Below are 16,237 nucleotides of genomic sequence, written 5' to 3' on the forward strand. Positions count from 1 at the left end.
GGACCGGGACCGAGTCCGCCCACCGTCCCGTGCTCGTCGGCGCGCCCGTCACCGGCCGGCGGCGCCGCCGGATCGGGCCGCGCTTCCGCCGGGACCCGGAGCCCATCGGGCGGGCCGGGTCTGCGGACCGGGCCGGGAAGCGGCGCCACGCGCGCGTGGAGCGCCCGCGGCAGCGGGGCCTCTGTGGCGGGGCCTTCCAAGGCGTCCGTAGCGAGGCCCTCGGGGGCGTCGGGAGCGGGGACCGCCACGGTGGTCATGCCGGGACCTCCGGTCCGGGGGTGCGGGCCGGGTGTACGGGGGCGTCGTGGGCCGTGAGGAACGCCGCCACCGCCCGGTCCCAGCCGAAGAGTTCCGCCCGCGCGCGGGCCGCGGCGCGGCGGTGCTCCTCGGGACGGGCCAGGACGTCCGTCACGGCGTCGGCGAACGCGGCCGGCGTGTCCTGGGCGGCCGCACCGGCGTCGCCGATGACCTCGGGGAGCGCGGAGGTGGCGCTCGCGACGACCGGGGTGCCGGAGGCCAGCGCCTCCAGGGCGGACAGCCCGAACGTCTCCGCCGGTCCCGGCGCCAGGCACAGGTCCGCCGACGCCTGGAGGGCGGCGAGTTCCTCGCGGTCCGGGACGTGCCCGAGGAACCGGACGGGAAGCCCCCGCGCCCGCCGCTCCAGGCCGCCGCGCAGCGGCCCGTCCCCGGCGACCACCAGGGCCGCCCGGACGCCCCGTGCGCGCAGCTCCGCGAGGGCCTCCAGGGCCGTGCCGGGCCGCTTCTCGACCGACAGCCGTGAGCAGAGCAGGAGCAGCACGCCGGCGCCGGGCGGCGCGTACCGGGCACGTAGGGCCGCGCTGCGCCGGCCGGGCCGGAACCGGCGCAGGTCCACACCGAGCGGCGCGCGCACCACGTTGCGCGCCCCGATCCGTACGAACTCGCGCTCCGCCCACTCGGTGGTGCACACGATCCGGGTGTACGCCCACGCGCTGCGGCGGTTGAGCCGGTCGGCCGCCCGCGCGGCCAGGCCGGACGGCACCCCCCAGGTACGCAGGACCCCGTCCGCCGTCTCGTGGGACACCATCACGGCGGGCACCCTGGCGCGCCGGGCCCACTCGCCCGTCCAGCGCAGGGTGGTGCGGTCGGAGACCTCCAGACGGTCGGGGGCCAGTTCCTCCAGGAGCCGCCGCAGCCGCCGCCGGTCGGCCAGGACGCGGTAGCCGCCCGTACCGGGCAGGACGGGCCCGGGCAGGGTGATGACGCGGCCCTGCGGGGTGGTCCGGTCGCTGTCGTCCTCCCCCGGCATCACCAGGACGGGTTCGTGACCGGCGGCGAGATAGCCGCGCCCGAGCTCGTCGAGCGCGGTGCGCAGACCGCCGGACGAGGGGGTGACGAAGTTCGTCAGCCGTACGATGCGCAGGCTCATGCCGCCACCACCGTCCGCTCCCCCAGCACCTCGCCGTAGTGGGCGATGAGCTGGTCGCCCACGGCGGCCCAGGTCCTGTCCCGGACCGCGGCCCGCGCGGCGCGCCCGTACGCGGCACGCAGGGCGGGGTCGGCGGCCAGGGTGGCCACGGCGGTACGCAGGGCACCCGTGTCGTGCGGGGGCACAAGGAGGCCGGTCCGGCCGTGGCCGACCAGGTCCAGGGGGCCGCCGGCGGCCGGGGCTATCACGGGTACTCCGCCGGCCATCGCTTCCTGGACGGTCTGGCAGAACGTCTCATAGGGGCCGGTGTGCGCGAACACGTCCAGGGAGGCGAAGATCCGGGCCAGTTCGTCGCCCGTACGGCGCCCCAGGAAGACCGCGCCGGGCAGGGCGGCCCGCAGCGCGCCCTCGCTCGGCCCGTCGCCGACGACGACCACCCGTACGCCGGGCAGGCCGCAGACCCCGGCCAGGAGCTCCACCCGCTTCTCGGGCGCGAGCCGCCCCACGTACCCGACGAGCACCTCTCCGCCGGGCGCCAGCTCCCGGCGGAGCGCCGCGTCCCGCAGCTCGGGCCTGAAGCGCAGGGTGTCGACGCCGCGCGGCCAGAGCCGTACCCGCGCCACGCCGTGTTCCTCCAGGTCACGGACGGCGGCCGTGGAGGGGGCCAGGGTCCGGTCGGCCGCGCCGTGCACGGCGCGCAGCCGCCGCCATGCGGCGCCCTCGCCCGCCCCCATGTAGGTGCGGGCGTAGCCGGCGAGGTCGGTCTGGTAGACCGCGACGGCCGGCAGCCCGAGCCGCGTGGCGGCCGCCATGCCGCGTACCCCGAGCACGAAGGGGCTCGCCAGGTGGACGAGGTCGGCCCGGTGGGCGGCGATCGCGGCGGCCACCCGCCTGCTGGGCAGCGCCACCCGGACCTGGGGGTAGCCGGGCAGCGGCAGGGAGGGGACGCGTACGACCGGGCAGGGGGCGTCCGCGTCGACGGCGCCCGGGGGGACGGTGGGGACGGTGGGGACGGCCGGGGCTATGACGAGCGGGTCATGGCCGCGTGCGGCGAGGTGCCGGGCGGTCTGCAGGGCGCAGTGCGCCACACCGTTGATGTCGGGAGGGAAGGATTCGGTGACGATGACGACACGCATACGGGTGTTGTCGTCGCGCCCGGCGTGGCTCCGCCGACTTGGATCTTTCCGTGCGGGGAACGTCCCATGAGCGTTTGCCCGCACGTGCCCCGAGCGGCGTCAGATCGCGGGCAGGTCCGGTCCGATCCTGCTCCGTACGGCGGTCTGCACCTCGTCCTCCTCGGCGGGGTCGGCGGCGAGGCGGCGCAGCCGCTCGGCCACGCGTACGTCACCGGTCTCGGCGTGCAGGGCGGCGATCTCCCTGGTGGTCTCCTCGCAGTCCCACAGGCACTCGACGGCGAAACCGGTCGGGAAGGAGGGGTCCGTGGCGGCGAGGGCACGGGCCGTGCGCCCGCGCAGCTGGGAGGAGGCGGTTTCGCGGTAGATGTGGCGCAGTACGGGCGCGGCGCAGGAGACGCCCAGCCTGCCCGTGCCGTCGACGAGCGCGTAGAGCGACGGCGCGTCGGGGCCGTCGGCCCGTACCGCCTCGCGCAGCGCGCCCAGCACGAGCCCCGCGTCTCGGGCGTCGCCCCGGCAGGCGAGCACGCCCGCCGCGGAGGCGCCGAGCGCGTCGGGGCGGTGCACCCAGCCCCGCGCGCGGTCGACGGCCTCGTCGCCGCACATGCGCTCGAAGGCGGCGACGGCGGCTTCGGCGACGGTACGGGAGTCACCGGTCGCCGCGGCCTCGATGAGGTCCAGCACGGCGGGGTCGCGCGCTTCGGCGAGGTAGTGCAGTGCGGCGCAGCGGGCGCCGTCCGGGCCGCCGCGGGCCGCCTCGACGATCAGCGAGCGGTCGCCGGGGCCGGCGACGGCGGTCAGGCAGCGCGCGGCCGGCACATGGAGCGGGGAGCCGCGGTCCAGGCCCTCCTGTGCCCACTCGAAGACAGCCTGGACGCTCCAGCCGGGGCGGGGCCCGGTGGGACGCAGCTGGCGCTGCCAGCGGTCGAACGAGCCCTGCTCCCGGGCCGCGCGCACGCGGCCGCCGATCGTCTCCCGCCGGTCCTCGGCCCACAGCCGCCATGGGCGCGGCTCGAAGGCGTCCCGTACGGCGGCGGCCAGCTCGGCGTCGCCCTCCGGGGTGGCGGGGAACCTGGCCAGGATCGGGGCGGCGAGGCCGCGCAGCGCGGAGTCGTCGTCGCGCAGGGCGAGCTCGTCGAGGGCCCAGGCCCAGTTGGCTCCGGTCGTGGCGTACCTGCGCAGCAGGACGAGGGCGTCCCCGCGGCCGTACGCGGCGAGGTGGCCGAGGACGGCGAGGGCGAGGCCGGTGCGTGACTCCTCGGTGTCGAGGATGTCCTCGGCGCCGAACAGGTGGGCCTCGATCTCCTCGAGTCCGCCGTGCAGATCCAGGTAGAGGCGTGCGTAGTAGAGGGAGCGGTTCTCGACCTGCCAGTCCTGGCGGGGGTCGTGGAGAACACAGTGGTTGAGGGCCGCGAGGGCTTCCGCCCGTGGCGCGGCGAGCGCGTGCAGCGTGCCGTCGCCGCGACCCCTCTGCAGCAGGCCGAGCAAGGTACCGCTCGGCGCTATGACTGGATCGAACATGGAAAATGCCTCACATCAAGCTGTCGACGCACCCGGAGGACACCGGGGATCCCGGGGTGACCGGGGAACGGTGATGACCTAGGCCGCGCAGCAACATGTGGAGCCGCCCGTCGTCTTCCGCTTGGTGTTGACCATCTTCCTCTGCCTCTCGTCGGTGGCCCCCTGCGGGCCCGACGTCATGATGACCCAGCCATTTCGCCACCGCGACCACATTTACGGCGCCGCTCTCACCTGGCGTTCAGCACGCGTTCACCGGGACTCGAACAGCTCCAGGAGATGTGCCTTCCCAAACATCCTCGCGGTATCCGCCGCGGACGGAGTTCCGGCTTCCGGATCGGCGCCGGCGGCGAGGAGGGCGCGGACGATGGCGTCCTCGCCCTTGAAGACGGCTCCGGCGATCGGGGTCTGGCCCCGGTCGTTGACGCGGTTGGGGTCGGCACCGCGCTGGAGGAGGGCCGCCACCGCCTGCTCGTGGCCGTGGTAGGCGGCGAGCATCACCAGGGAGTCGCCCTTGTCGTTGGTGAGGTTCGGGGGCACACCGGCGTCGAGGTAGGCGGCGAGGGTGTCGGCGTCGCCCTGCCGTGCCAGATCGAAGACCTTGGACGCCAGCTCGATCACCTCGGGGTCCGGGGTTTCACTCATCGGACGTACCGCCTCTCGCTTCGTTGACGCGCCATGGGCACATGGACGCGCGCGGCCACGACAGCCGCGTTGACCTGCATGGACCCGGTTGTACCGGTACGCACGGCGAGGGCCGCCGTACGAGTGAACCGACAGGGTACTGCCCGGGCGCGCACATGACCCGGTCCGGCGGTGGCAAGGGATGTGCCGCGGCCGACGGACGGGCCGCCACGCGGGCACCCTGTCCGCCAGTGAAGTGAAAAGAGCATAATTTCACCCATTTGCACCTTTTATCACATAGATACTTGCTGTGAGGCTGGAAGTACTGAAGGTGACTGTCCCCTCACCCAGGAGATCCCCTCATGATCCTGTCCATCTCAGGCGTGGTACTGCTCGGCATCATCGTCTTCCTCTTCTTCAGGAAGGACGGGCTCAAGGCCTCCCACGCCCTCGTCTGCGCACTCTTCGGCTTCTACCTCGCGGGTACCGCGATCGCACCCAGCATCACGGCGGGCGGCGCGAGCCTGGCCAGCCTGCTGGGCGGGATCAAGTTCTGACGCCCCGCGGCCCCTTCCACGACCTCAGGATCAGGAGTACGACGTGGCCCGGCGCCCCCTTCTGCGCATCCCGCACCTTCCGAGCATCCCGAGCAGCCGGAGCATCCGCAGTATCCGGAGCCTTCCGAGCAGCGCCGGTGCCCGGATCGCCCGCGGTCGGGAGATCGCACGGACGGCGGCCGACGGCGCCACGGACGTCCTCCATCCGCTGATCACGATCACCCGTGGCCTGCGGAAGCTGGCCGGGGCCGGGCGCGCCAAGTGGGCCGCGACCCCCAAGGAACGGCGCGGTCCCGCGCTGTTCCTGGTCGCGGCCTGCGTGCTGGTCGTCGCGCTCATCCCCTACGGGCCGATGCTGGCCCTGGTGTCGCTGATGGGCGCGGCGGCCTGGCAGGGACGCGAACGCCCGGCCGTGAAGACGGGGCCCGACGAGGCGGAGGCCGAGCGGCTGCGGGCGCTGTACGAGGCGCTGGTGCCCTACTTCTCCGTCGCGGAGGACCCGAGCCCGTTGTTCACCCACGGCGGCGACTGGGCGAAGGCCTTCAGCGACTTCGAGTTCGACGGCGACGGGCGGCCGACGCGGCTGCGGATCACCTACCCGGCGTACTTCACCGACGGCGAAGCCGCGTCCCGCGCGAGGATCGAGCAACTGCTGCACACCAAGTCCGGGCGGGGCCGGGAGTACCTCTTCGACTGGGACGAAGAGGGAAACCAGCTCCTTATGCGGGTGCTCGCGCCCCTCTCCACTGAGGTGGCCGCCCAGCGTTTCGTCACCGTACCGGGCGAGACGGTGCTGGGTTTCACGGACCCCGAGGCGGTACAGCGGACCGTCCCGGTGCGGGACGGGGACGAGACGCGGGACGCGCCGCCCGTGGTGTGGCGCACGGGGCCGCGCTCGACGGAGCCGCACCTGCTGGCGGTCGGACAGCCCGGCAGCGGCACCACCACACTGCTGCGGTCGGTCGCGCTCCAGGCGCTCCAGCACGGTGACGTACTGATCGTCGAGGGCAGCGGGACCGGGGAGTACGCCTGCCTCACCGGGCGCGCCGGCGTCCTGGCGGTCGAATGCGGGCTGGCGGGGGCGCTGGCGAGCCTGGAGTGGGCGGCGCACGAGACCGAACGGCGGCTGATCGCGGCGAACCGGGCCCGGCAGGCCGGGCACCCGGCGCCCGAGGACACCAGGCGGCCACTGTGGATCCTGCTGGACCGGCCCAGCGTCCTGGGCCACCTGGCGGCGGCGGACGGGCGGACGGACCCGCAGTCGCTGCTCCAGATCCCGCTGCGGCACGGCCGGGCGGCCCATGTGACCGTGGTGGTGGCCGAGCAGTTCGACAGCCTGGACACGCTCAGCGAGGCGGTCTGGGCGCACACCCGCGCCAGGGTCGTGCTCGGACCCGCCACGGCGGACCAGGTGCGGTGCGTCCTGGACGCCGCCCCGCACACCACGCCCATCCCGTACGTCCCGCCCGGGCGCGGTTACGCCCGGCTGGGCACGGGACCGGTGCTCCGGCTCCAGGTCCCGGCGACGCCCGACCCGTACGACGACGCGACGGCGGAAGCGCACCGGCAGGCCGTCCTGGACCTGCTTCCGGAGCGCCACACTCCGCCCATGCCGCCCGGGCCGGCCGCGCCACCGGCCGTCGCCGTCGAGCCCGGCCCGGACGCGGCCGGGCTGCCGGTGGCCCCGGGGCCCGGCCCCGTCGGGGAGACCGGCCCGCTCCCCGGGCCGGCGCTCGGGCCCGCCCCGGGACCACAGCCGGCTCCCGACCCGGCACCGGACCCGGCGGCGTCGGCCCCGGCACCGGGTTCCCCGGCCGGCCGCCCGCAGGCCGCGCCGGCCGGCAGCTGAACCAGCGGCCCCCACCCTGCCCCCAGCCCCGGACGCCTACGCCTACGCCTACGCCTACGCCACGAACGTCCTCGGCGCCTCGCCCGAACCGGCGCTCGCGCCCGCCCTCACCAGCCGCGCCGCCGCCGCGAGCCGTACCGCGGCCTCGTCGGCGACCGGGCCGGCGACGGTGAACGGCAGCCTTACGTACCCCTCGAAGGCACCGTCCACACCGAAGCGCGGCCCCGAGGGCACCCGTACGCCGACCCGTTCGCCCACCTCGGCCAGCCGGGAGCCGGACAGGCCGCCGGTGCGCACCCACAGGGTCAGGCCGCCGCGCGGGACGTCGAACTCCCAGTCGGGCAGCTCCCTGCGTACCGCGGCGACCAGCGCGTCACGGTTCTCCCGCGCCTGGGCACGCCGCAGGGCGACCGCCTCTTCCCAGCCGCCGGTGCGCATCAGCCAGTTGACGCCGAGCTGCTCCAGTACGGGCGTCCCCAGGTCGGCGTACGCGCGGGCGGCGACCAGCGAGCGGATCACGTCGGGCGCCGCCCGCACCCACCCGATGCGCATGCCCGCCCAGAAGGCCTTGCTCGCCGAACCGACGGTGAGCACGGTGCTCCCGGCCGGGTCGAAGGCGCACACCGGCCGGGGCATGTCGAGCCCCTCCTCCAGGTACAGCTCGGTCATGGTCTCGTCGACGACGAGCACCGTCCCGGCCGAGCGGGACGCGTCGACCAGCGCGCGCCGCCGGTCATCGTCCGCGAGGGCGCCGGTCGGGTTGTGGAAGTCCGCGACGACGTACGCGAGCCGGGGCGCGGCGTCCCGCAGCACCTGACGCCAGCGCGCGATGTCCCACCCCTCCAGCCCCTCCGCCATCGCGACGGGCACCAGGCGGGCGCCGGCCTCCCGCATCAGCTGGAGTATGTTGGCGTACGACGGCGACTCCACGGCGATGCGTTCACCGCGACCGGCGAACAGGTGGCAGATGGCGTCGATCGCGCCCATCGCGCCGGTCGTCACCATGATCTGCTCGGGCATCGTCGGGATGCCCCGTTCCGTGTACCGGTCGGCGAGCATCTGGCGCAGCGCGGGAAGACCGGCCGGGTAGTCCCCATGCGTGTGGGCGTAGGGCGGCAGCTCTTCGAGAGCGCCCTGGAAGCCCCGGGTCAGCCAGGGTTCGGGCGCGGGCAGGGAGGCGCAGCCCAGGTCGATCATGGAGCCGAGGGACTCCGGGGGGAGCGGTTCGAGGCCGCGCGCGGGCAGCGGGTTCCCGGCGGGCACGGCCGTCCAGCTTCCGGCGCCCCGCCGCGACTCCAGGAACCCTTCGGCGCGCAGCGCCTCGTACGCCGCCGCGACCGTCGTGCGGCTCACGGACAGGGCGAGGGCCAGCTCCCGCTCGGCGGGGAGCCGGGCGGCGACCGGGACACGCCCCTCCAGCACCAGCAGCCGGATGCCGTCGGCGAGCGCGCGGTAGGCGGGTGGCTTGCGGGTGCCGGGGCCGGCCGGCCGGGGCTGCTGCGCTTTCAGCTGCCGGGCAAGCTGGGCGGGGCCCACTGCCGAAGTCCATTCAGCCATGGAACTCAGTCCACCTTCCTCGAATTGGACCTGGTTGGAGTCCAAATCCCTGCCACAGAGTGACATGAGTCAGTCCACCACCACCACTTCGGGGGGCACAACGTGTCGACGACATCCGGCACACCGGATACGCGTTCGCACCGCACGCAGCGTCGGCTCGGCCGCCGGCTGCTCCAGCTCTACAGCGGCCTGACCCTGTACGGCGTGAGTTCGGCCCTGCTCGTCCGCAGCGGTCTGGGACTGGAGCCGTGGAACGTCCTGCACCAGGGCCTGGCCGAGCTGACCGGCCTGACGATCGGTGTCGTCTCGATCGTCGTCGGCGCCGCCGTGCTCCTCCTGTGGATCCCGATCAGGCAGAAGCCGGGCCTGGGCACCGTCTCCAACGTGTTCGTCGTCGGTGTCGCGATGGACGCCACCCTGTGGCTCGTCCCGGACGCGCGAGGACTGATCGCGCGGATCTCCCTGATGGCCGCCGGAATCCTCCTCAATGGGGTGGCGACCGGCCTCTACATCGCCGCCCGCTTCGGCCCCGGCCCGCGCGACGGGCTGATGACGGGCCTGCACCGGCTCACCGGCCGCTCCGTCCGTCTGGTCCGCACGACGATCGAGGTCGCCGTCGTCGCCGGCGGATTCCTCCTGGGCGGCTCCCTGGGGGTGGGGACCGTGCTGTACGCCCTGGCGATCGGCCCGCTCGCCCAGGTCTTCCTGCGTGTCTTCGCCATCCCCGGTCCGGGCGGCGGCAGCACCGTGGTCGCTTCCGGGAAACCCGGGCAGGCCATACTGCGGCGGTGACTCGCGTACGCCATCCCTATCTGGACCACCCGTCCCCCCTCATACCCTTCGCCCATCGCGGCGGGGCGGCGGACGGGCTGGAGAACACGGTGGCCGCCTTCCGGCGCGCCGCCACGGCCGGTTACCGCTACTTCGAGACGGACGTGCACACCACCGCCGACGGCCGGCTGGTCGCGTTCCACGACGCCACGCTGGACCGTGTGACGGACTCCCGCGGCCGGATCCGGGATCTGCCGTGGAGCGAGGTGCGCCACGCGCGCGTGGCGGGCAAGGAGCCGCTGCCGCTCTTCGAGGAGCTGCTGGAGGAGTTCCCGGACGCCCGCTGGAACGTGGACATCAAGGCGGAGCCCGCCCTGGAACCGCTCGTCGAGGCCGTGCGCAAGGCGGGCGCCTGGGACCGGGTGTGTGTCGGCTCGTTCAACGAGGGCCGGGTGGCACGGGCGCTGCGGCTCGCGGGCCCGCGCCTGGCCACCTCGTACGGGGTGCGCGGGGTACTGGGCCTGCGGCTGCGTTCGTACGGGATCCCGGCGGCGCTGCGCGCGGGCGCGGTGGCGGCCCAGGTGCCGGAGGCCCAGAGCGGTATCCGGGTGGTGGACCGGCGCTTCGTGAGGGCCGCGCACGAACGGGGTCTCCAGGTCCATGTGTGGACCGTGAATGATCCGGACCGGATGGCCGCGCTCCTCGACCTCGGGGTGGATGGCATCATGACCGATCATCTGGAGACGTTGCGCACGGTACTGACCGACCGGGGTGTCTGGGTCTGAACGTGCCCCCGTCTCCCACCACGGGGACGAACGAGGGGGCGGGCGTGAGCGACGCCGAAACCGCCGACAGGACCGCCGGTGAAGCCGGGCCGCCCGACCGCCGACGTGAGCAACGCGGCTGGTATTTCTACGACTTCGCGTGCTCCGTCTACTCCACGAGCGTGCTGACGGTGTTCGTCGGGCCGTATCTGACATCGGTCGCCAGGGCCGCCGCGGACGCCGACGGCTTTGTGCACCCCCTCGGAATCCCGATCCGCGCGGGATCGGTTTTCGCGTACGCGGTGTCCCTTTCCGTCGTCCTGGCGGTACTGGTGATGCCGCTGGCGGGGGCGGCGGCCGACCGTACGGGCCGCAAGAAGCCGCTGCTGGCGGCGGCCGCGTACCTGGGGGCGGCAGCGACGGCCGGCATGTTCTTCCTCGACGGGGACCGCTATCTCCTGGGCGCCTTCCTCCTGATCGTGGCGAACGCCTCACTCGCGGTGTCCATGGCGCTGTACAACGCCTATCTGCCGCAGATCGCCGAGCCGGAGGAACGCGACGCCGTGTCCTCGCGCGGCTGGGCGTTCGGCTATACGTCGGGTGCGCTCGTCCTCCTCCTGGACCTGGCCCTGTACACGGGCCATGAGTCGTTCGGGCTCTCCGAATCGGAGGCGGTACGGATCTGCCTGGCCTCGGCCGGTTTGTGGTGGGGCGCCTTCACCCTCGTACCGCTGCGGCGCCTGCGTGACCGGAAGGTGGCGCCCGGTGGCGAGGGCGCGGTCGGTTCGGGCTGGCGTCAGTTGCTGGCGACGCTGCGCGACATGCGCCGGCATCCGCTGACGCTCTCCTTCCTCCTCGCGTACCTCGTCTACAACGACGGCGTACAGACGGTGATTTCACAGGCGTCCATCTACGGCTCCGAGGAGCTGGGCCTGGAGCAGGCCACGCTCATCACGGCCGTGCTGCTGGTCCAGGTGCTGGCGGTCGCGGGGGCGCTGGGCATGGGGCGGCTGGCGCGTACGTACGGCGCGAAGCGCACGATCCTCGGTTCGCTGGCCGTGTGGACGCTGATCCTCGCGGCCGGGTACTTCCTCCCCGCCGGGGCGCCGGTGTGGTTCTACGCGCTGGCGGCGGCGATCGGGCTGGTTCTGGGCGGCAGCCAGGCGCTGTCGCGTTCGCTGTTCTCGCACCTGGTGCCGCGCGGCAAGGAGGCCGAGTACTTCTCGGCGTACGAGATGAGCGACCGCGGGCTGAGCTGGCTGGGACCCCTGGTGTTCGGGCTGGGGTACCAGCTGACCGGCAGCTACCGGGACGCCATCCTCTCGCTCGTGGTCTTCTTCGTGCTCGGGTTCGTCCTGCTGGCGCGGATACCCGTTCGCCGCGCGGTGGCCGCCGCGGGCAACCCGGTACCGGACCGGATTTAGACGCGGAAGTGAAAGGCCGGTAGTGTACGCCTTTGGCCTGCCAGGCGGACCGTTACTGCGTGCTCTGTAAGCAAAGACGCTGGGTGACATCTGCTGCCAGATGTGACAAACCGGGCACTGGTGGGTACAAAAAGGGGCGGCACGACGGGCGACGCATGACCCGCAACGGGAATCTTTACCGCCGACCGGACGTTGACCGGATGACGACGACAGCGACACCTGTCCTGTGGGCGACAAGCCCGGGAGGCACGATTCATGAGTGAGCGAGCTCTTCGCGGCACGCGCCTCGTGGTGACCAGCTACGAGACCGACCGCGGCATCGATCTGGCCCCGCGCCAGGCGGTGGAGTACGCATGCGAGAAGGGGCATCGGTTCGAGATGCCGTTCTCGGTCGAGGCGGAGATTCCGCCGGAGTGGGAGTGCAAGGTCTGCGGAAGCCAGGCACTCCTCGTTGACGGGGACGGCCCCGAGGAGAAGAAGGGCAAGCCGGCGCGTACGCACTGGGACATGCTCATGGAGCGGCGCACCCGCGAGGAGCTCGAGGAAGTGCTGGCCGAGAGGCTGGCGGTCCTGCGTTCCGGCGCCATGAACATCGCCGTGCATCCGCGCGACAGCCGGAAGTCCGCGTAAGCGCACAACACGGGCGCGTGCGCCTGAAGCAGAAGCCGCGGGGCGGCGGTACACCTGGTGTACCGCCGCCCCGCGGCTTTCGCGTCAGCGGGGTCAGTGGGGTCAGCGGGTCAGTGGCGGGCGGGGGCCCTCGTCGTCGTACGGACCCGGCCGGCCGGGCGAGTCGTCGCGGACGACCTCACCCCGCACGACCTTGCCGTCGGGGCGGTGCATACGAGCCTGCTGGAAGGCGTCGCCCAGGGAACCGTAACCGGGCACGGCCACGGCCCGCATACGCCGCTCCAGGGCCCTCTCCGCGTACCGCCCGGCCATGGCGCGCACGCCGGGGACGAGGAGCAGCAGACCCGCCACGTCGGAGATCAGGCCCGGCAGCATCAGCAGCAGCCCGCCCAGCATCAGGAAGCCGTTTCCGGTGCTCGCCCGGTCAGGAGCGGGCGAGGGCACCGCACCCGCGCCCTGTTGCTGTTGCTGTTGCTGTTGCTGTTGCTGTTGCTGTTGCTGTTGCTGGAGCGTCTCGGTCAGCGTACGGAAGGCCCGCCGCCCCGCACGCTTGATCACCGCGGCACCGAGCACGCCGCCGCCGACGAGCAGGGCGAACACGGTGAATCCGCCGGCCGCACCCGCCACGAGGGTCAGCAGCCAGATCTCGAGCACCAGCCAGGCGGCGATGGCGAGAGGAGCGAGGGTGCGAGCGCGTGAGCGTGTTCTGGGGGCAGGAGGAGGCGGTGCGCCGGTCATCATGCTCCCAGTGTGCCTGGGAGCGTGCCAGGGCGGCGTAAAGGGCCGCGCAGGCGGACGGGACGCCCCGACGCCCAGGAGGCCGCCGCGGGACCGACGAGCGAGAACGCTGCGTACCGGGGCCCAAGGGACCTGAGGCCCCGGAGGGCTCCGGAGCGGCCCGCAGGGTCCGGCGTGCCGGAGGGCGTCACGCACCAGCGCTGCCCGACGCTCGACGAACCCGAGGACCTCAGGCTCCGGACGGGCCAGACGGGTCGGAGGACCCGGAGGCCCCCGACGGGTGGGACGAGTCCGACGGGGCCGAGGGACCCGGGCCGGCGGCGGGTTTGCGGTTGAGGAGGCGGCCTGCGCGGGAGCCGACGCCCCAGGCGGTGACCCGCCACAGCGCCTCGACGACGATGTCCCGGCTCATCTTGGAGTCGCCGAGCTCCCGCTCGACGAAGGTGATGGGCACCTCGACGACGTGGTACCCGGCGGCGACGGCGCGGCGGGCGAGGTCGACCTGGAAGCAGTAGCCCTGCGACGCGACCTCGTCGAGCCCGAGGCCCTCCAGGGTCTCCGTGCGGAAGGCGCGGAAGCCGCCGGTGACGTCCCGGATGGGGACGTCGAGAAGGAGCCGCGAGTAGGTGCTGCCGCCCCGGGAGAGGAACTCGCGGGACTTGGGCCAGTTGACGACCCGGCCGCCGGGCACCCAGCGGGAGCCGAGGACGAGGTCGGCGCCCTTGAGGGCGGTCAGCAGCCGGGGCAGTTCCTCGGGCTGGTGGGAGCCGTCGGCGTCCATCTCGACGAGGACGCCGTAGCCGTGCTCGATGCCCCAGCGGAAGCCCGCCAGGTAGGCGGCGCCGAGCCCTTCCTTGCCCTTGCGGTGCAGGACGTGGACGTGGTCGTCCTCGGCGGCCAGTTCGTCGGCCAGCTTGCCGGTGCCGTCCGGGCTGTTGTCGTCGGCGACGAGGACGTCGACATCGGGCACGGCGGCGCGCACCCGGGACACGATCGGCTTGATGTTCTCGGCCTCGTTGTAGGTCGGGATGATCACCAAGGCTCTGCCGAGCGGGCCGTAGCGCCTCTGGCCACCGTCGTTCACTGCTGCCCCTTACGTCCGTACACGGATCACCACCATAGCGAGCCCCGGTTGGAGCCCGTCGCGGCGGCGGTACGGAACGGGGCCTGACCGGCGGGAACCGGCACAGGCGCGAGTGGGGGCCCGACGTCCTTCGGGCCGACCTGGGGCCCGCTGGCTGCGGGTCGACCGAGAGCCGTTGTCTACTGAACGTCCGGGCCCCACCCGGGTCGCACCTCCCCCGAGCTCCTGTGGAGCAGGCGGGGACCTCCAGCCGGCAAAAACCTTCCCTCGCCCCCGAGGCGCGGGCGCTGAACCTGGCTCCCAGTGGTGGTGCGCCGGTGCGGCACACCGCCCCATGACCCAGCGGCGGTCGACGACTGCGTGAAGGTCGACCCGGTCGGACGTCCTGTGGTGGACCCGCCGAACCTACCGGCCGCCGACCGCTCGCTGTCAACAGTCGCCCCACCTGCGGCGATTGACAGAAACAGCAGGTCAGAGGGGAAGATCCGCAGGTCGCGGGCGACCCTCCGGGAGCCCGGCGGGGATGCGGAATGTCCTTACGTCACTCGTTCGGTCGTACGAAGACCGTGCGTCCGGAGACGACGGTCCGCAGGCAGACGGGCAAGTCGGCACCGGGAGTGAGATCGGGCAGGCCGGGCGTCCCGGAGCGCGGGTCGGTGGACCAGCGGGCGACGCGGTCGTCGGGCGCCTGGACGACCAGTTCGGCGGCGCGCCAGACCGCGTAGTCGGCGGGAGCCCCCGGTACGAGGGTCCCCGCGTCGTCCCGGCCGGTGGCCCGCCAGCCGCCCCGCGTGTGGGCCGTGAAGCCCGCCCGTACCGAGATCCGGTGCTCCGGCGTGCGGTGGAAGGCGGCGGCCCGGACCGTGCCCCAGGGGTCCAGCGGGGTGACGGGGCTGTCGGAGCCGAAGGCCAGGGGTACGCCGGCGCGCAGCATGGCGGCGTACGGGTTGAGCGTGCGCGCCCGCTCGGCGCCCAGGCGCTGGGCGTACATACCGTCCTCGCCGCCCCAGGCCGCGTCGAAGGCGGGCTGTACGGAGGCGGTGAGGCCGAGCTCGGCGAAGGCGGCGATGGTCTCGGGGGTGAGCATCTCGGCGTGCTCGACGCGGTGGCGGGCGGCACGCACGCGTGCCAGGCCGACCGTCTCGGCGGCCGCCCGTACGCCCTCGACGACCGTACTGACGGCGGCGTCCCCGATGGCGTGGAACCCGGCCTGGAGCCCGGCCTCGGTGCAGGCGGTGACGTGCGCGGCGACGGCGGCCGCGTCGAGGTGGGCGGTGCCGGTGTGGCCGGCGTCGGCGTACGGCTCGTGCAGGAAGGCGGTGTGGGAGCCGAGGGAGCCGTCGACGAAGAGGTCCCCGGCCGCGCCGATCGCGCCCAGCTCGCGGATGCGCCGGACGTCCTTCTCCCCGGTCACGGCCTCGGCCCAGTAGCCGACGACCCGGGGGCCGGGCTCCTCGGCGGCGAGCGCCAGCAGGGCGGTGAAGTCGTCCTCGTCGGAGATCTCGGGACCGGCGCACTCGTGGACGGTGCCGATGCCGAGGGAGGCGGCCCGGCGGAGCGCGGCGCGCTGGGCCTCGGCCCGCTGGCGGGGCGTGACGGCGGCGTGGGCGGCCGCCCGTACGGCGTGGTGGGCGGCGGCGGTGAGCGGCTGGTCCGGGTGGTACCCGGGCAGGTCGGTGACGCCGGGGACGAGGTCCAGGAGGGCGGTGGTGACGACCGCGGAGTGGACGTCGACGCGCGGCAGGTAGAGCGGGCGCCCTCCGGTGGCCTCGTCGAGTTCGGTACGCGACGGAGGGCGCTGTTCCGGCCAGCGGGCGGCGTCCCACCCGTGGCCGAGGAGGACCCGGTCGGCGGGCCGGGCGGCGCTGTGCGCCCGTACCCGCTCCAGGGCTTCGGCGAGCGTACGGGCGTCCGACAGGTCGAGGCCGGTGAGGGCGAGCCCGGTGGCCGTGGTGTGGACGTGCGCGTCGGTGAAGGCGGGGGTCACCAGGGCGCCTTCGAGGTCGATCACCTCGTCCACGCCGGAGGCGAAGGCGTCGGCGGCGCCTTCGGATCCCACCCAGGCGACATGGCCTCGTTCGACGACCATCGCGGTGGCGAAGGGGTCGGCGGGGCTGTGGACGTCTCCACCGCGCAGGAGCACGGTGCGGTGTTCGCTCTCGGTCATGGTGACCAGCCTA

At 73.8% G+C, this 16,237-nt stretch carries 14 protein-coding genes; 6 read left to right on the top strand and 8 right to left on the bottom strand.

Features of this window, described 5'->3' with window-relative positions:
* Nucleotides 1-253 precede the first annotated feature (253 nt).
* From AMK26_RS28685 to AMK26_RS28700, 4 genes are all read right to left on the bottom strand, one after another.
* Nucleotides 254-1,408 carry a glycosyltransferase gene (locus AMK26_RS28685; RefSeq protein ID WP_079277864.1) on the bottom strand — a complete coding sequence of 385 codons (1,155 nt, stop codon included), beginning with the start codon at nucleotides 1,406-1,408 and terminating at the stop codon, nucleotides 254-256.
* Nucleotides 1,405-2,544, bottom strand: a complete 1,140-nt coding sequence (locus AMK26_RS28690) for a glycosyltransferase family 4 protein (RefSeq protein WP_073757943.1) — start codon at nucleotides 2,542-2,544, stop codon at nucleotides 1,405-1,407. Before AMK26_RS28690 ends, AMK26_RS28685 begins: the two co-directional genes overlap by 4 nt.
* Nucleotides 2,545-2,643: 99 nt before the next feature.
* Nucleotides 2,644-4,062, bottom strand: coding sequence for a hypothetical protein (locus AMK26_RS28695; protein ID WP_073757945.1), 1,419 nt, complete (start codon nucleotides 4,060-4,062; stop codon nucleotides 2,644-2,646).
* Nucleotides 4,063-4,311: 249 nt separating this feature from the next.
* Nucleotides 4,312-4,704, bottom strand: coding sequence for an ankyrin repeat domain-containing protein (locus AMK26_RS28700; RefSeq protein ID WP_073757947.1), 393 nt, complete (start codon nucleotides 4,702-4,704; stop codon nucleotides 4,312-4,314).
* Between the two features lie 341 nt (nucleotides 4,705-5,045).
* Here AMK26_RS28700 and AMK26_RS28705 point away from each other — a divergent pair, with 341 nt between their 5' ends.
* Complete coding sequence (locus AMK26_RS28705; RefSeq protein ID WP_073757949.1) at nucleotides 5,046-5,240, top strand: hypothetical protein; 195 nt, start codon at nucleotides 5,046-5,048, stop codon at nucleotides 5,238-5,240.
* 103 nt (nucleotides 5,241-5,343) lie between these two features.
* Nucleotides 5,344-7,089, top strand: coding sequence for a hypothetical protein (locus tag AMK26_RS28710; protein ID WP_073758636.1), 1,746 nt, complete (start codon nucleotides 5,344-5,346; stop codon nucleotides 7,087-7,089).
* 54 nt (nucleotides 7,090-7,143) lie between these two features.
* On the opposite strand, the gene AMK26_RS28715 is transcribed toward AMK26_RS28710, so the two are convergent.
* Nucleotides 7,144-8,646 (bottom strand): SCO1417 family MocR-like transcription factor, encoded by a 1,503-nt coding sequence (locus tag AMK26_RS28715; RefSeq protein ID WP_107421065.1) that lies wholly within the window; start codon nucleotides 8,644-8,646, stop codon nucleotides 7,144-7,146.
* A 102-nt stretch (nucleotides 8,647-8,748) separates the two neighbouring features.
* Between AMK26_RS28715 and yczE the strand changes: the two genes are divergently transcribed.
* The 4 genes from yczE (at nucleotide 8,749) to AMK26_RS28735 (ending at nucleotide 12,235) form a co-directional block, all read left to right on the top strand.
* On the top strand, nucleotides 8,749-9,438 hold the full coding sequence (gene yczE, locus AMK26_RS28720; protein WP_073757953.1) for a membrane protein YczE: 690 nt from the start codon (nucleotides 8,749-8,751) through the stop codon (nucleotides 9,436-9,438).
* Complete coding sequence (locus AMK26_RS28725; protein ID WP_073757955.1) at nucleotides 9,435-10,202, top strand: glycerophosphodiester phosphodiesterase; 768 nt, start codon at nucleotides 9,435-9,437, stop codon at nucleotides 10,200-10,202. The genes yczE and AMK26_RS28725 overlap by 4 nt, the downstream gene beginning before the upstream one ends.
* Nucleotides 10,203-10,246: 44 nt before the next feature.
* Nucleotides 10,247-11,605 carry an MFS transporter gene (locus tag AMK26_RS28730; RefSeq protein WP_073757957.1) on the top strand — a complete coding sequence of 453 codons (1,359 nt, stop codon included), beginning with the start codon at nucleotides 10,247-10,249 and terminating at the stop codon, nucleotides 11,603-11,605.
* 255 nt (nucleotides 11,606-11,860) lie between these two features.
* Nucleotides 11,861-12,235 (top strand): RNA polymerase-binding protein RbpA, encoded by a 375-nt coding sequence (locus tag AMK26_RS28735; protein WP_026278069.1) that lies wholly within the window; start codon nucleotides 11,861-11,863, stop codon nucleotides 12,233-12,235.
* A 102-nt stretch (nucleotides 12,236-12,337) separates the two neighbouring features.
* Here the strand turns inward: AMK26_RS28735 and fxsA are convergent, their stop codons facing one another.
* From fxsA to AMK26_RS28750, 3 genes are all read right to left on the bottom strand, one after another.
* Nucleotides 12,338-12,976, bottom strand: a complete 639-nt coding sequence (fxsA, locus tag AMK26_RS28740) for an FxsA family membrane protein (protein ID WP_073757959.1) — start codon at nucleotides 12,974-12,976, stop codon at nucleotides 12,338-12,340.
* A 226-nt stretch (nucleotides 12,977-13,202) separates the two neighbouring features.
* Nucleotides 13,203-14,057, bottom strand: coding sequence for a polyprenol monophosphomannose synthase (locus AMK26_RS28745; protein WP_073757961.1), 855 nt, complete (start codon nucleotides 14,055-14,057; stop codon nucleotides 13,203-13,205).
* 541 nt (nucleotides 14,058-14,598) lie between these two features.
* Nucleotides 14,599-16,224 (bottom strand): amidohydrolase, encoded by a 1,626-nt coding sequence (locus AMK26_RS28750; RefSeq protein WP_073757963.1) that lies wholly within the window; start codon nucleotides 16,222-16,224, stop codon nucleotides 14,599-14,601.
* Between the last annotated feature and the right edge of the window lie 13 nt (nucleotides 16,225-16,237).

This window comes from Streptomyces sp. CB03234, assembly GCF_001905885.1.
GTDB lineage: Bacteria > Actinomycetota > Actinomycetes > Streptomycetales > Streptomycetaceae > Streptomyces.

Excerpts from the sequence above, each read along its gene's own strand:
- AMK26_RS28685 (WP_079277864.1), bottom strand. The coding sequence starts at position 1,408 with ATGAGCCTGCGCATCGTACGGCTGACGAACTTCGTCACCCCCTCGTCC.
- AMK26_RS28690 (WP_073757943.1), bottom strand. The coding sequence starts at position 2,544 with ATGCGTGTCGTCATCGTCACCGAATCCTTCCCTCCCGACATCAACGGT.
- AMK26_RS28695 (WP_073757945.1), bottom strand. The coding sequence starts at position 4,062 with ATGTTCGATCCAGTCATAGCGCCGAGCGGTACCTTGCTCGGCCTGCTG.
- AMK26_RS28700 (WP_073757947.1), bottom strand. The coding sequence starts at position 4,704 with ATGAGTGAAACCCCGGACCCCGAGGTGATCGAGCTGGCGTCCAAGGTC.
- AMK26_RS28705 (WP_073757949.1), top strand. The coding sequence starts at position 5,046 with ATGATCCTGTCCATCTCAGGCGTGGTACTGCTCGGCATCATCGTCTTC.
- AMK26_RS28715 (WP_107421065.1), bottom strand. The coding sequence starts at position 8,646 with ATGGCTGAATGGACTTCGGCAGTGGGCCCCGCCCAGCTTGCCCGGCAG.
- AMK26_RS28735 (WP_026278069.1), top strand. The coding sequence starts at position 11,861 with ATGAGTGAGCGAGCTCTTCGCGGCACGCGCCTCGTGGTGACCAGCTAC.
- fxsA (WP_073757959.1), bottom strand. The coding sequence starts at position 12,976 with ATGATGACCGGCGCACCGCCTCCTCCTGCCCCCAGAACACGCTCACGC.
- AMK26_RS28750 (WP_073757963.1), bottom strand. The coding sequence starts at position 16,224 with ATGACCGAGAGCGAACACCGCACCGTGCTCCTGCGCGGTGGAGACGTC.